This window comes from Acidithiobacillus thiooxidans ATCC 19377, assembly GCF_009662475.1.
GTDB classification, from domain to species: Bacteria; Pseudomonadota; Gammaproteobacteria; order Acidithiobacillales; family Acidithiobacillaceae; genus Acidithiobacillus; species Acidithiobacillus thiooxidans.
Map to the genome: position 1 here is coordinate 3187608 of NZ_CP045571.1, position 14353 is coordinate 3201960.

Genomic DNA, 14353 nt, shown 5'->3' on the forward strand with positions numbered 1-14353 from the left:
TATTTAAGCGGGCTCACGCCCGGAAGTCAAGGCCAGGGCGCGACGATATAAAAGACGGTGGGCCATTCCGCTTTGCGCTTCAGCAATTCGCACCGCCTGAGTCAGTGGCAACTCATCGAGCAAAGGGGCGAGCCAGCGATCTGCTTCCTGTTCACCGGGGTCTTGTTCAGGTGCCCCGCCGAGTATCAGGGTCATTTCGCCGCGCACCTTATCGGGGTGCTGAGACAGTTGCTCCAGCAGCCCGCCCAGAGAGTCGCGCAAACATTCTTCGTAGATTTTGGTCAGCTCCCGGCAAAGCGCTGCAGGTCGATTCCGGCCCCAAAGTTCGGCCATGTCCGTTATGGTTGCCACAATGCGATGGGGGGCCTCATAAAAAATCATGGTTCGTGATTCCGACTGCAACACCGCAAGACGCGCCCGACGGGCGCCCGCTTTGGCGGGTAAGAATCCTTCAAAACTGAAGCGATCACTCGGCAAGCCGGACAAGGATAACGCCGCTACAGCAGCATTGGGTCCGGGGATAATGGTGACCGGTAACTGCTGTTCGCGCAGCAACGCCAGTAATGGAAAACCAGGATCGGAAATTAACGGCATCCCGGCATCAGAAAGCAGGGCAATCTGCTCACCGGCGGCTATGCGCTGGGCAATTTGCGGGGCCAGTGCCCGCTCGTTATGTTCGTGCAGGGCCATAGTTTTGGGCTGTACACCAAGATGCTGGAACAAGCGCTGGGCATGACGGCGATCTTCCACCAGGATCAGGCTGGCACCCGCAATGGCCTGCCCGGCCCGTGGCGAAAGATCCTCCAGATTGCCGATGGGGGTGGCGATAATCGTCAACAGCCCGGAATGCATTTCAGTCATTGAACCACTGCTCCATTCTCCATACACTCTGCTCATGAAACTGCCGACCAGTTTATTCCATTTGCCACGTTTGACCGCCACCCTGGCTGTCGCCGCCGCCTTGAGCGCCTGCGCGAGTATGCCACATAAGCCTGCGCCCGTGCTCAGTACCGCTCCGGCTCCTGTAGCCACTGCGGCAAATCCTCCTGAAGCGGCAAGTGCCCGGCAGGCAGATGCGTTACTCGCAGAGGGGCATGACCTGGAAGCCGCCAAAGACTACATTAAGGCGGCGGCGGCCGTTCAAGGCAAGACACAACTCCAGTATTTGCTGAAGGCTGCACAAGCCTCCCTGCAGGGCAACAGGGCTCCAGTAGCGGTACTCCTCGCCGATGAAGTCCTGCGCCTGGAACATGACGATAACGGTTTACGTGGACAAGCCTTGTGGGTCCGCGCCCAGGGATTGATGGATCAGGGACAGACACCCAGGGCCAAAGGCAATCTCGAAGAACTTCTGACCATCGCCAGCACGCCGCAGAACGTGCGGGCCGAGGCCATGGGAACCCTTGCCACGTTATACACGCAAGAGGGGCATGAACTGACTGCCCTGAATTTTCTGATAGAACGGGACAGCCTGCTCAGCGGCGCTGCCATCCACAAAAACCATCAGCGTATTCATGCTCTTCTGGACTCTGTTTCCTCGGCGCGCATTCAAAACTGGCAGGGACGCAGTGGTAATCCTTTGGTACAGGAATGGCTCGCCATTGCCCTGATCAGTCGCCATAATCCTGATCCGGATCAACGCAAAGCCGCTATCAATGCCTGGATGGCCGCGCATCCTGGCCACCCACCCATCAATTTTACCAGCCATGACGAACTGAACGTCGCCGACACTACCAGCAGTCAGGAGGGCAGTATTTGTGCACTGCTGCCCTCCACCGGTAGTTATGCGAGACTTTCCCAGGCCCTCAGTGCCGGCATGGAAACGGCGGCACAGCTGACCTCCGGGCCGGCCGTCAAGCTGCTGCAAAGTACCGGGAATCCCAGTTATACCGCCGTACTCTTTGAGCGCGGAGTCAAGGAAGGTTGCCAGATATTTGTCGGGCCATTGTTACCGCAGGACATCAATGCCGTGGCCAGTGTACGCAAACCTTCAGATCCTCCGGTTATTGCTCTGGGTTCCGATGCCGGGGTACAACAACCGGGGTTATATACTTTCAGTCTGAGTCGGGATGTTGCGGCGCGTCAAATTGCCAATCAGGGCTATGCAGCAGGCTATCGACGGGTCTACGTGTTGTATCCGCAGGATTCCAGTGGCGCTGCCATTCAGGCCGATTTTATTGATACCTGGAAAAAACTGGGTGGCAGTGTCGCAGGAGTCGCCACCTATCTACCTGGTCATTCTCTGAATGGTCAGGCGCAGCAACTGCTAAGCGGGACCAGCTCAACGCATGATTTTGTTTTCCTGGTCGCAGACAGCAAAAATGCCAACGCTGCGGTCTCTGCTATCCGTTCCATCAACAGTCATATCCCGATTTTCAGTCCGGCGCTTTTACATGGGGCCACCCTCCCGAGCGATGCGCAAAATCTCTCCGGAATCGAGTCCGTGGATATGCCCTGGGTTATTCAACCGGCTACGACCAAGCCACAGGCCGCCGCGCTCCTCCACACGAGCCTGCCCAATGCCAGTGATGCGCAGTGGCGGATGGCCGCTTTTGGTCTGGATGCCTACCAGCTTGCCGATAAAATCCTCGCCAAACAATTTAGCCAGCCTCTCAAAGGCGCCACCGGAACCTTACATTTTGGTAAAGAGGGCCGCATCGTGCGTGACATGGAATGGATGGAAGTAGAGAATGGCGCTATTGTGCCTTTACCAGCCATTCCCAAACCCGGCAGCTAAATTAACGCATGCCTTCGCCGCGCCAAAATTTCGGTCAGCAAGGTGAGGATCGCGCTTTAGCTTTGCTGCTGAGGGCCGGACTAAAATTGCTGTTGCGCAATTTTCGTTGCCGTTCCGGGGAAATCGACCTGATCGTACTCGATAATGAGGCGCTGGTGTTCGTGGAAGTGCGCCAGCGCACCCATAATCGGCAAGGATCTGCCGCCGCCAGCGTCAACCATCGGAAGCAGCAGCGTTTGATTCGCGCTGCCGAATATTTTTTATTGCGTAATCCCCGGCATGGTCTGCGTCCTTGCCGGTTTGACGTGATTGCCATTGACGGTGACGCAGCGCCGGAGTGGATTCGCGATGCTTTCAGAGTGCCCAGCCCATGACCATGCCTAACCGGATAAATACCGCCTTGCGCGCCAGCATCGCCACCAAGGAACATGCTGCACAGAGTCTCGCCGCACCTTTCGCCAACGCCAGTGCAAGACTGATAGCCACACTGCAGAACGGCGGCCAGGTATTAAGTTGCGGCAACGGTGGTTCATCGGGAGATGCCCAGCATCTGGCCTCCGAACTGGTCAACCGCTTTGAAAGTAATCGCATGGCCCTTCCCGCCGTTGCCCTCAGCACGGATAGCAGCGTCTTGACCGCCATTGCCAATGATTCTGCCTACCCACAGGTATTCGCCCGTCAGGTGGAGGCCCTGGGCCGACCCGGCGATTGTCTGGTAGCTTTCAGTACCTCCGGCAATTCCGAAAATGTTCTGCAGGCCATCCGTACAGCCCGGGCTCGGGGCATGTGGACCTTGGCCATGACCGGCAAGGATGGCGGACAACTTGCCGGCCTGCTGGGGGCGGCGGATATTGAACTGCGCGTCCCCGAAACCAGTACAGCGCGCATCCAGGAAGTCCATCTGGTCATCATTCATGCCCTTTGCAGCGATGTGGACGCAGCCTTTGCCGAAAATCCAATTCCGCCCCATAGCGTCGCGTCATTTTCCGGACGGATTCTGCACGACCGGGAGCTGCTCAGGCAGGCCTGCAATTATCGTCGTCCACTGGTGTTCACCAATGGGGTTTTTGATGTCCTGCATCGTGGTCATGTCCAATATCTCGCCGAAGCCCGCGCGGAAGGCGCCTGTCTGGTTGTCGCCGTGAACAGTGATGCCTCCGTGCGTCGACTCGGCAAGGGTGCTGATCGCCCGATCAATCCGGAAGACGATCGGATGGCGGTACTCGCGGCCCTGCAGTCTGTGGATTTCGTCACCACTTTTGATGAAGACACCCCCTTGCAACTCATCGAAAAACTGCAGCCTGACGTCCTGATCAAGGGCGGCGACTGGCCGGTGGAACGCATCGTCGGTGCCCGCGAGGTCCAGGCGCGCGGCGGTCGCGTGCTCAGCATTCCTTTCCGGCACGAACGCAGCACCTCCGCCCTCTTACAGAAAATCCGGAATTCCCGACCATGAGCATCGCCGTCATTCTTCCGGCACTGCGTGCAGCTCTCGACACCGAGAGAGTTCGGGATGACAGCGATACCCTGTCCATTTACAGCCGTGATGACACCCCGGGAAGCTGTCTCCCAGCCCTGGTGCTTTTTCCCCGGAGTCATGAAGAAGTGCAGGCTATTGTCCACATCGCCCGTCGCCATCATTTACCGCTGATCCCCAGAGGGGCCGGGTCGGGCAATGTCGGCGGCGCGCAACCGGTACCCGGCAGCGCCGTCATCAGTTTTGAGTGCATGCAGGAAGTTTGTGATTACAGCCCGGCAGACCGGACCATCACGGTAGAAGCAGGCATGATTACCGCCGCCATCAATGACCATGTTGTTCAGGACGGGCTTTTTTATCCTCCTGATCCGGGCAGCAGTCCCTATTGCCGGATTGGTGGTAATCTCGCCATGAATGCCGGGGGGCCGCATGCTGTCAAATACGGGGTGACCCGGGATTATGTGCTCGGTTTGCGCGCCGTCACCGGCTGCGGGGAAACCCTCTGCTGTGGAGTGCGTACCAGCAAAGGCGTGGTCGGTTATGATCTGACCCGTTTACTGGTGGGGAGTGAAGGTACGCTGGCGTTGATTACCGAAGTCACCCTGCGCCTGCTGCCCCTGCCCATGGCCAAAGCCACGCTTCGCGCGGCCTATGCCAATACCGCCAGCGCCTGCGCGGCGGTCCAGCGGGTCATGGCACAAAGACGTACACCCAGCGCCCTGGAACTCATGGATCCTCATGCCCTGGCGGCCGTACGCAGTATGGGCGCCGCAACAGACCTGCCCGCTGCCAGTCAGGCGCTGTTGATGGTCGAAGTCGACGGCGAAAGCGAAACCATCCCCGCCCAGTTGGAAGCCGTGCGCCAGGCCCTTGCTGGAGACGGTAATCTGGAAATCCTGGAGGCCACAGATGCCCAGGCCACGGCAGCACTCTGGGCGGCGCGCAAATCCCTGTCTCCAGCCACCAAAGCCATGGCCCCTCTGAAAATCAACGAAGATGTGGTCGTCCCGGTCAGTCGTCTGCGCGATTTACTGGAAGCCATTGAAGCCATTGCCCAAGAACAATCCCTGCACATTGTCAGCTTTGGCCATGCCGGGAACGGCAATCTTCATGTCAATTTTCTGGTGCACCCCGAAAACCATGAGGAAATGCGCCATGCCCGTCAGGGTCTGCAAAAACTCTTTCAGACGGTCCTCCGCCTGGGCGGCACGCTTTCCGGCGAGCACGGCATCGGCTCTACCAAACGGGAATTTTTACCGCTGGAACTCAGCCCCGAAAATCTCAGTATTCAGCGTGCCATCAAAAAACTGTTTGATCCAGATGGCATTTTGAATCCTGGCAAATTACTCCCCGAAGGATAAATGTATGAGTAGTATTCTTCACGCCATTCAACCCGTGCGCCATATTGCCCTGAAAAACTGGGACGAAACCTTCGACATGGATCTGGTAGATAATAATCCCGCCCACCGCCTGCTCCGCGACGGAGATGCCTGGGTAGCCATGTTCCGTTCCGGGGTGCTTTGTTTTTTTGGGGCAGGACCGGCCCTGCAGGCGCGGATTATTGCCAGCGTCCAGGCTCAGTTCACCGCCATCAGCAATCCGAAAGTCGAAGAATTATTCATCAAAACCGGTGAGCGGGATGCCGTCGGCCGGGATGGCGTAACCCTCAAGCATCTGGATGAAGAGCGCATCCTCCTGGTGGCTTTGCGCCTGGCCCAAAGCCTCGCCCTCGAACTCCACGAGGAAGCCGTCGAAACTCTTCTGGAAACCACCTTGAACTTACTCTCCGAGGTCACCCGTACCGGTCGCCTTCCGGGACGCCGGGGTAGTCATCTGCGTTTTCTGGCCTCCACCTCGGCGACCCGCACCGAAATCCTGTCGCGTCTTGCGGTGCTGGATAATCCGGACATTGTCTGGGAAACACCAGGGCTGGAAATACTCTCCCGGGAGCTTTCCGCCGATCTGGAACTCACCAGCCGTTTCCGCGCCCTGGATGAAAAACTCGATGCCATTCATGAAGGACTGGAAATCATGATTGTTGCCAGTCGCCATAATCGTGAGACCGTTCTGGAATGGATCATCATCATCCTGATTACGGCGGAAGCGCTGATCATGCTTCTGGGCAAATGAACATGTCAGAGGCTTTACCGGAAACCATCGAACCGCCTTACGCCGAAGAAGACGCCTTTGCCGCCCATAATACCCGCCTGGCCCGGGCTTATGATCCGGCCCGCCTGCTGCTGGTGGGTCCTGCCTGGGTAGGCGACATGGTCATGGCGCAAGTATTATTGCAGGTCATGCGCCGGCGCTGGCCCAAGCTGCAGATTGATGTCCTTGCCCCGCTGGCCAGCCTGCCGGTTGCCTCGCGCATAGCAGAAGTGCGGCGCGGCATTCCTCTGGATATTCCCCACGGCAAACTGGGCTGGAAAGAACGCCGCCGTATCGCCGAAACCCTCCAGAAAGAAGATTATGACTGGTCTATCTGTTTGCCCAACAGCCTGAAATCCGCACTGGTTCCTTACTGGGCCCAGATTCCCAACCGCAGCGGCTTTGGCGGCAATGCCCGAAAAATGCTGCTCAATGACCGCCACCACCTGGATAAAAAACGCCTGCCACGGACAGTAGATCGTTTTGTGGCCCTGGGGTTACCACGACGTTTGCCGCAACCCAAGCATTTACCCGCACCGCGTCTGATGGTGGATCATGCTGCACTTGCCGTCACGCTGCAACGTCTGAATATCCAAAATCCCGGTGCAGGACTGGTGGCACTCGCACCCGGGGCAGAATATGGCCCGGCCAAACGCTGGCCTGTACGCCATTGGATCAGTCTGGCCCGGCAACTGACTCAGGCAGGACGACCGGTGTGGCTTTTCGGCAGTCCGAAAGACACCGAAATCACCCAGGCCATCGCGCAAGCTGTCCCGACAGTGCTTGATCTGGGTGGGCGTACCAGCCTCACAGAAGTCATCGACCTGCTCTCTCTGGCAGAAATCACCGTCAGTAATGACTCGGGTCTGATGCATATTGCCGGGGCCGTCGGCAGCCGGGTCATAGCCCTCTATGGATCAACCCCCCTGCAAATGACTCCGCCCTTATCACCCGGCGCCGTGGCCCTGCGTCTGGGACTTTCCTGCAGCCCCTGCGGCAAAAGAGAATGCCCTCTCAAGCACCACCGCTGCATGGAAGATCTGCTTCCCGAACAGGTTCTCCAGCAGCTCTCCTCTCGATAATCCGAAATACCCGGAATAAAAAAGCCCCGCAGAGCGGGGCGAGGAGAGGAGGAGCAATGCCATGAGCATTGCAGAGGTAAAATCGTTACATGTTCAGGCGATACCTTGACCGTTAGTTGACGGTTTTTTCCACCTGAATGGTCGAATTGATTTCCACCCGCTGGTTGGCAAAACGACCCTGCGGCGTTGCATTGCTGGCGACCGGATCATTATAGGAATGGCCCTTCAGCACCATCCGCGAACGGGACACACCGTGCGCTTCCAGATACCGAGCAACACTGTCAGCGCGCTGTTCTGACAAACGCTGGTTGTAGGCGTAGCTGCCTACCTTACTGCAGTAACCATTGACATCCAGTACCGCGCTGCTGTGCTTTTGGGCAAAATCCGCCACTTGATCCAGAACCTGGATGTCATGACTCATAAGCTTGGCAGAATTCAGCTTGAAGTTGATACCCGTGATGGTAATGGGTTTGCTCTGCAGAACCTTACGCTGCACCGGTGCAATGGGGGCCGGAACAGGAACGGGCGCAGGAGCCGGGGCCGGCACAGGTGCCGCTACCGGTGCCTTGTTGGCAGGACAGCCCTGAAAGGGGGCTTCCGCACAACCCGCCGCCGCCATCACCATTACCGCGAGTAATACATGTTTTTTGGCAATCATCATTGTTCTCCCTGAGGTTCGCAGTATGCGTCAGCTTAGAATGCGTAGGTCAACATCACGCGGTTGTAGATGAAGTAGCCGGTCGAAAGATCACCATGGGCCACTTCCACCCGGTCACGAATGGACAAACCCTTGAGGAAGCCCTTGGGGAAGTAAGTCAGATCACCATAGATATCGTTGGCATAACCTGCCGCCTGGAGATGGTACTGGGCGTAAGCCGTCTGGAACAAAAAGCTGTTGTTAAGAAAATGCTGGCTCAGGCCAATTTTAAAGCCATGACCGGGACCCATTTCCACCAGACCACGAATCATGGAAGTGGTATAGAGGGGATCTGTCGCATAACCGACGGTATAGGGCGAAACAATGGCACCACCACCGATGGCTCCAGGATGATATTCGATTTCGTTGTAAGCGGCTGTCAGTGCCCCTTTGCCGAAAATAGCGTTATCCAGGTTATATTTGACACCACCTTTTATACCCCAGGCAGTGCTGTTGACGCCGTTGCCCTGGAAACCATCTACTTTACCTGCTCCGTAGGCACCATTAAGACGACTATTGGCATCCCACTCGCGTACCACCTGACCGCCCAGGAATGGATCCAGCCCCATGCCAGTTTTCAGGGTATAGCTGGCATCACCGTAAAACATATTGGTAAAATTATAGAAGTTGTAATACCAGGCCTGAGCGTTGATACCGTACCTCTTGTAACTTGTACCAAACGCCAAAATACCATTAGAAGCTGGCGTAGTTGCGGGCAGGTCAGCGGCGCCACCATAAATGGGGTCACCGTCGAAACCGGTGTTGTAATACAGGTTATCGCGGTAATAGTCACCGGAGGTGCGACTCTTCCAGCGGAACATCCGCATGCCGTAAATATTCCAGCCGCAGTAAGGGGTCACCTGCGCAAAAATACCCTGATAGGTAGCCGGAATCATGCGGGAATCAGAACCGTTGACAAAAGGCGTGTTCACTTCCTGGTTACCGGCACGAATCATCACCACATCGGGAATGGCATATTGCAGATAAGCCTGACCCAAGGCATTGATGGAATCGGCCTTGCCCATCAAGGTCACATCAGGATTAACGCGATTGGCGCCCAGACTGTTGGCTGTATAAAAACCTACGTCAGCACTGAAACCCGCCGCAGAAGGAGTATGCACGTTAATGTAGCCACCCAGCGAGAAGGCGCTGAGATTTGTGGCATTCTTTCCAAAAAAGCGATCAAAGTAGTAAGAACGAATCTGTCCATCTACCTTGCTGTGCATAAAAAAGTCAGCCAGGGTATTTCCTGTGGAACTGCTGTCGGCATGAGCGACGGCAGCAAATCCGCTCAGGGCAGCAAACAGTGCAACAGCAACGCGGTTTTTCTTCAACATGTGACCTCCTCGATTTAGGGTTCTTTGCAACACTGTGGGCATAATAACGAGGCTATGTGACAAGATGATGACAGTTTTATGAACCTTTTGTGACGTTATTTCCATATAAATATAACGATTATGACAGAAACAGGTTGAAAGAGGAATCCATCATTCTAAAAACGGCGGTGGGCCTGGGGCTTTGTAGCGACTTTGGCCCGCTCCGACTGCCGTTTCGAGGATTAAAGCATGTTGCAGGACGCGATGATCGTGGGACAATGCATTCTGGAAACCTCCTGATTCGAGTCTGCCATGCCCATTGAAATCCGCCACCTGCGCACCATCGAAGCTGTCGCCCAGTTTGGAAGTCTGGCTGCCGCAGCCCAGCGCCTGCATCTGACCCAGTCCGCCCTGTCCCATCAGCTCCGGGGTCTGGAAGCGGAATTTGGTGTCAATATTCTGGACCGCGAACGGGGCAGCCAACTACGCCTCAGCCCTGCCGGCGAAGAATTGCTGGCGGCGGCGCGGGAAGTTCTGCCCCGCGTGCGGCAGTTGCAGGAAGAACTTAAACGCCGGGCACTGGGCAACAGTGGACGTCTGCGTATTGCCGTGGAATGTCATACCTGCTTTGACTGGCTGACCCCGGCCATGGATCGTTTCCGGGAAAACTGGCCGGACGTCGAGATGGACCTGGTGTCCGGTTTTCAACAGGACCCTCTGCCCCTCCTGCAAAGTCATCAGGCTGATCTGACCGTACTGACTGCTCCTGATGCCATGGCTGCGGACATTGTCCTGCATCCCCTGTTTGCCTACGAAGTGGTCGCTCTGGTCAATCCTCGCCACACCCTGGCCAGCAAGCCTTATCTGGAGCCCGCCGATTTTCTGGAGGAAACCCTCATCACCTATCCGGTAGAAGACCGACGTCTGGATTTATTCCGGGAGTTTCTGCAACCCGCTGGTATCCAGCCCTGGCGCCGGCGTCACGCCGAACTGACGGTCATCATCCTGCAACTGGTCGCCTCCGGTCAGGGTATTGCCGCCCTCCCTTCCTGGGCGGTGGGGAGCTACGGTGAAAAGGGTTATGTGCGCGCCCTGCCACTGGGTTCCCAAGGTCTTTGGCAGACTTTGCAGGCAGCCACCACGGCTGAGCAGTCGGAACAAGAGCACATGCGCGCCTTTCTGGATGAAATCCGAGCCAGTGTGGCTGCAAATCTACTTGGAGTAAAAGATATTCAGGGCGTATGATCTGAGCTAATTCCCTGTCTGACAGAGGTCGTCCCCGTGCACATTGATTCCGAACAAAGCGTGATTGTCGATTCCGATCTCATCCGGCGTTACGATCAGGCGGGGCCGCGCTATACCTCTTATCCGACAGCGCCGCACTTTCACACCGATTTTGACGAGACCGACCTGATCAGCGCGCTACAGACGTCCAACCATCAAGCTCGGCCACTGTCCCTGTATTTTCATATTCCCTTTTGTGAACACCTCTGTTTTTATTGCGCCTGCACCAAGGTAGTCACCCGCCATCACGAATGGGGCGGCCCTTATGTCGCGCGCCTGGAAAAAGAAATGGCGTTGTATCTCAAGCATCTGGATGCCAGCCGTCCGGTAGAACAGCTGCATTTTGGCGGTGGCACCCCCACCTTTTTGCGTCAGAATGACCTGACCACTCTGCTGAACAGTATTCATCGGCATTTTCAGCTCCTCCCCGATGATCAGGGAGAATATGGTATTGAAATTGATCCCCGCGCTCTGGAACCGGGCACCCTCAAGCGCCTCCGGGAATTCGGATTTAACCGCATCAGTATTGGCGTGCAGGATCTGGATGTTGCCGTGCAAAAAGCCGTACATCGGGAACAAAGTCTGGAACTGTTAGCTGAAGTGATGGCTGAGGCAAGGTCCCTGGGTTTTCGCTCCATCAGTCTGGATTTGATTTATGGCTTGCCGTTACAAACTCCGGAAAGTTTTGCCCGCACCCTGGAAGCAGTGATTACCCTCCGCCCCAATCGATTATCGGTATTCAATTACGCCCATCTCCCCGAACGCTTTCCGGCACAGCGGCGCATCCTGGAAACGGATATTCCCTCTCCCGAAAACAAGCTGCGCATTCTCGCGGAAAGTATCTCAACACTGCAGCAAGCCGGATATGTATACATTGGCATGGATCATTTCGCCTTACCCGACGACGAGCTGACCCTGGCCCAAAAAGAAGGAAGCCTCTATCGCAATTTCCAGGGTTATTCCACCCATGCGGGAAGTGACCTGCTCGCCTTCGGCATGAGTGCCATTGCCATGGTCGGCCCCAATTACAGCCAGAACATCAAAGAGCTGGATGCCTGGGGAGAGCGGCTGGATCATGGTCATCTTCCCGTGGAAAAGGGCATACGCCTGAATGAAGAAGACCTGCTGCGCCGGCATATCATCAACCGGCTGACCTGCGATTTTCGCCTGGATTTTGCGGCATTACAGCAGCAATACGGCATCTATTTCAGGGCCCATTTTAGCGATTGTCTGCCCGCCCTGAAGCAACTGGAAGAGGACGGACTGATTCAGATGGATGCAGAAAAGTTGCAGGTAACGCCCCAAGGCCGCCTCCTGATCCGTCATGTCTGTATGGTTTTTGATGCGTACCTGCCACAAAAGTCGGTCCGTTACTCTCGGGTGATCTGAAGCCAGCGTTCCGGATCAAAGCCCAACACGCCCTGATCACCGCTGATGAGAATGGGGCGACGGATCAGGCTGGGATGCGCCATCATCAAGGCAAAAGCCGTGTCTGCATCCTGGCAGTCACGCGCGGCTTCGGGTAAACGCCGCCAGGTCGTTCCCTTGCGATTCATCAGCGCTTCCCAGCCCCACAGCGTCGCCCAATGCTGCAGGTCTGTCAGGGCCACTCCGGCTTTTTTGTAATCATGAAAATCGTAAGGCAAGCCTTGCGCGTTCAACCAGGCAAAAGCTTTTTTCATCGTATCGCAATTGCGAATACCGTAAATGCTTATCGTCATATTTTTTCTCTCTTTTTCAGAATCAACACCTTGAAGCTTTCACCCATTTCCTGGGGCATGGTCAGGCGTTTGATTTCATTATTCAATGCAAAAAGGGCTGCGACCTCCTGCCCAGCGGCCATCTCTGCATAAACGTCAGCGAGACCATGCTCCACCAGAAAACGGGCGAGATTTCCATAAAAATCCACTTCCAGACCGAGCCTTGGCGCAGCACGTAACAGTGCGCTGAAATTCACATGGGCCGTCAGATCGCATAATCCCGGCCAATAAAACGGGTCATCCAGCCAGTGTTGGCGATAATAGGCGCGCAAACTGCCCGTCTGACGTTGAGGATGATAATACTCGCCCGCCTCATGGCCGTAATCAATCAGGATCAACGCCCCGGACTGCAGGGAATCCGCCACTTCCCGCATCCAGGCGGTGGCCAGAGGGTGTAATTCAGTACGGTAATGTTCAGGCCACTGCGCCATCAGCGGCAGCAGGCCGGGGTCGAGTGCCCCAATGCCATAAGGCTCCGGCATCCAGGCCCATTCCAGCCCTTCTCCATTCCAGCGCACCGCGCGTTCCCGCAACACATCCTGATCATCTGTTTCGACGACCACTACCGGCATGGCATCCAGCACCTCATTGGCCAGCATGACGCCGCGCCAGTGCACGGGTAGCTGCTGCACATGATTGACTGAGGGAAGCATTGCCCGTTGCTGTGCCTGCAGATCGGGGCTGAGTTCCAGCACCGTGTAAGGAATCATCGGCAGGCATTGCTGAATTTGTTGCGCCAGAAAGCCACGGCCTGCGCCAAATTCAAGGATACCGTCACTGCGCGCATCCGTTTGTAGCAACGGGGCCAGCACCCGTGCCAACACCCTGCCCAGCAGCGAACCCATCTCCGGAGCGGTCACAAAATCGCCGTCGGCACCCAGACGGTTTTGCCCCGCCATGTAATATCCCAAACTCGGAGTATATAAAGCCATCTCCATGTAGCGGCGAAAGGAAATGACGCCCCCAGCCGCCTGGATTTCGGCACGAATCCGCTCCAGCAAAAGCGCCGAATGGGCTTGCGCGGCAGCATCCGGAACCGGCAGGCTGGCCTTGCGCCCTCCTTGGGAATGGGTTAAAAAATCGGGACGCTCTGGGCGCATGGAATCCTCTTGAAAGCTACCGAAAAAGTTGTTCTGATCACTGGCGCCGCCCGCAGGGTGGGGGCCGCCATCGCCCGACATCTGGCCGCCGAAGGCTGCCAGTTGGTCCTGCATTATAGGCGATCCCGCAGTGATGCCGAAGCCCTGGCCGCCGAACTGCGCCATCAATACCGTACAGAGTGTCTGCTGATCGCCGGGGATCTGGCCGCCGTGAATTTCCCCGCCCAGCTCATTGCCGCCAGCATGGCGCATTTCGGCCGCCTGGATGGCCTCGTCAATAACGCCTCCATTTATCAGTCCAGCTCTTTTGCGCAAATCACGCCTGAGGACTGGCAGAGAATGGAGGCCATTCATTTGCGTGCGCCCCTGTTCCTGACCCAGGCAGCAGCCCCCCATTTACGCCGCAGTCACGGAGCCGTAGTCAACATCGGTGACATTCATGGCGAGATTCCCCTGCGATCTTATTTGCCTTACAGCGTCACTAAAGCGGGTCTACTGGCGCTGACCCGCTCCCTTGCCAAAGAACTCGGTCCGGATATTCGCGTCAACAGTGTTTCTCCAGGCGTAGTGCTCTGGGCAGAAAATCAGGATCCTCCGGATGGAGATAAACAGGCACTGCTGGAGCGCAACGCCCTGAAGCGGGTCGGGAATCCTCAGGATATTGCCTCGGCGGTGGCTTATCTGCTTTTTGACGCCCAATATACCACCGGCCATAACCTCGTCGTCGATGGCGGGCGCATGTTATATTGATT

General features: G+C 56.5%; 14 protein-coding genes. 9 read left to right on the forward strand and 5 right to left on the reverse strand.

What is annotated here, in order from left to right:
- Positions 1–3: 3 nt before the first annotated feature.
- Positions 4–861, reverse strand: a complete 858-nt coding sequence (rsmI, locus tag GCD22_RS16695; RefSeq protein ID WP_031571544.1) for a 16S rRNA (cytidine(1402)-2'-O)-methyltransferase — start codon at positions 859–861, stop codon at positions 4–6.
- A gap of 34 nt (positions 862–895) precedes the next feature.
- Here rsmI and GCD22_RS16700 point away from each other — a divergent pair, with 34 nt between their 5' ends.
- The 6 genes from GCD22_RS16700 to waaF are packed head-to-tail and all read left to right on the forward strand — an operon-like array spanning position 896 to position 7444.
- The gene (locus tag GCD22_RS16700; RefSeq protein ID WP_031571541.1) at positions 896–2737 is read left to right on the forward strand and encodes a penicillin-binding protein activator; all 1842 of its coding nucleotides are present in this window, start codon (positions 896–898) and stop codon (positions 2735–2737) included.
- Between the two features lie 8 nt (positions 2738–2745).
- On the forward strand, positions 2746–3111 hold the full coding sequence (locus GCD22_RS16705; protein WP_024893315.1) for a YraN family protein: 366 nt from the start codon (positions 2746–2748) through the stop codon (positions 3109–3111).
- Complete coding sequence (rfaE2, locus tag GCD22_RS16710) at positions 3108–4193, forward strand: D-glycero-beta-D-manno-heptose 1-phosphate adenylyltransferase (RefSeq protein WP_031571537.1); 1086 nt, start codon at positions 3108–3110, stop codon at positions 4191–4193. Before GCD22_RS16705 ends, rfaE2 begins: the two co-directional genes overlap by 4 nt.
- Positions 4190–5575, forward strand: a complete 1386-nt coding sequence (locus tag GCD22_RS16715) for an FAD-binding oxidoreductase (protein ID WP_031571535.1) — start codon at positions 4190–4192, stop codon at positions 5573–5575. The genes rfaE2 and GCD22_RS16715 overlap by 4 nt, the downstream gene beginning before the upstream one ends.
- A gap of 4 nt (positions 5576–5579) precedes the next feature.
- Positions 5580–6344: an RMD1 family protein gene (locus GCD22_RS16720; RefSeq protein WP_031571531.1), complete on the forward strand. Its 765-nt coding sequence runs from the start codon at positions 5580–5582 to the stop codon at positions 6342–6344.
- A gap of 2 nt (positions 6345–6346) precedes the next feature.
- Positions 6347–7444: a lipopolysaccharide heptosyltransferase II gene (gene waaF, locus GCD22_RS16725; protein WP_226831543.1), complete on the forward strand. Its 1098-nt coding sequence runs from the start codon at positions 6347–6349 to the stop codon at positions 7442–7444.
- A 112-nt stretch (positions 7445–7556) separates the two neighbouring features.
- Here the strand turns inward: waaF and GCD22_RS16730 are convergent, their stop codons facing one another.
- Entirely contained in the window at positions 7557–8102 is a 546-nt protein-coding gene (locus GCD22_RS16730) for an OmpA family protein (RefSeq protein WP_031571526.1), read from the reverse strand.
- A 35-nt stretch (positions 8103–8137) separates the two neighbouring features.
- Positions 8138–9478: an OprD family outer membrane porin gene (locus GCD22_RS16735; protein ID WP_031571524.1), complete on the reverse strand. Its 1341-nt coding sequence runs from the start codon at positions 9476–9478 to the stop codon at positions 8138–8140.
- Positions 9479–9769: 291 nt separating this feature from the next.
- Between GCD22_RS16735 and GCD22_RS16740 the strand changes: the two genes are divergently transcribed.
- Both GCD22_RS16740 and hemN read left to right on the forward strand, forming a co-directional pair.
- Complete coding sequence (locus GCD22_RS16740; protein WP_031571521.1) at positions 9770–10702, forward strand: LysR family transcriptional regulator; 933 nt, start codon at positions 9770–9772, stop codon at positions 10700–10702.
- A 36-nt stretch (positions 10703–10738) separates the two neighbouring features.
- Positions 10739–12130: an oxygen-independent coproporphyrinogen III oxidase gene (hemN, locus tag GCD22_RS16745; protein ID WP_031571519.1), complete on the forward strand. Its 1392-nt coding sequence runs from the start codon at positions 10739–10741 to the stop codon at positions 12128–12130.
- Here hemN and GCD22_RS16750 read toward each other — a convergent pair.
- Positions 12112–12462: an arsenate reductase gene (locus GCD22_RS16750; RefSeq protein ID WP_010642362.1), complete on the reverse strand. Its 351-nt coding sequence runs from the start codon at positions 12460–12462 to the stop codon at positions 12112–12114. The genes hemN and GCD22_RS16750 overlap by 19 nt on opposite strands.
- On the reverse strand, positions 12459–13601 hold the full coding sequence (locus GCD22_RS16755) for a class I SAM-dependent methyltransferase (protein ID WP_031571516.1): 1143 nt from the start codon (positions 13599–13601) through the stop codon (positions 12459–12461). The genes GCD22_RS16750 and GCD22_RS16755 overlap by 4 nt, the downstream gene beginning before the upstream one ends.
- 9 nt (positions 13602–13610) lie before the next feature.
- Between GCD22_RS16755 and GCD22_RS16760 the strand changes: the two genes are divergently transcribed.
- Positions 13611–14351 carry a pteridine reductase gene (locus tag GCD22_RS16760; protein WP_031571514.1) on the forward strand — a complete coding sequence of 247 codons (741 nt, stop codon included), beginning with the start codon at positions 13611–13613 and terminating at the stop codon, positions 14349–14351.
- Positions 14352–14353 lie beyond the last annotated feature (2 nt).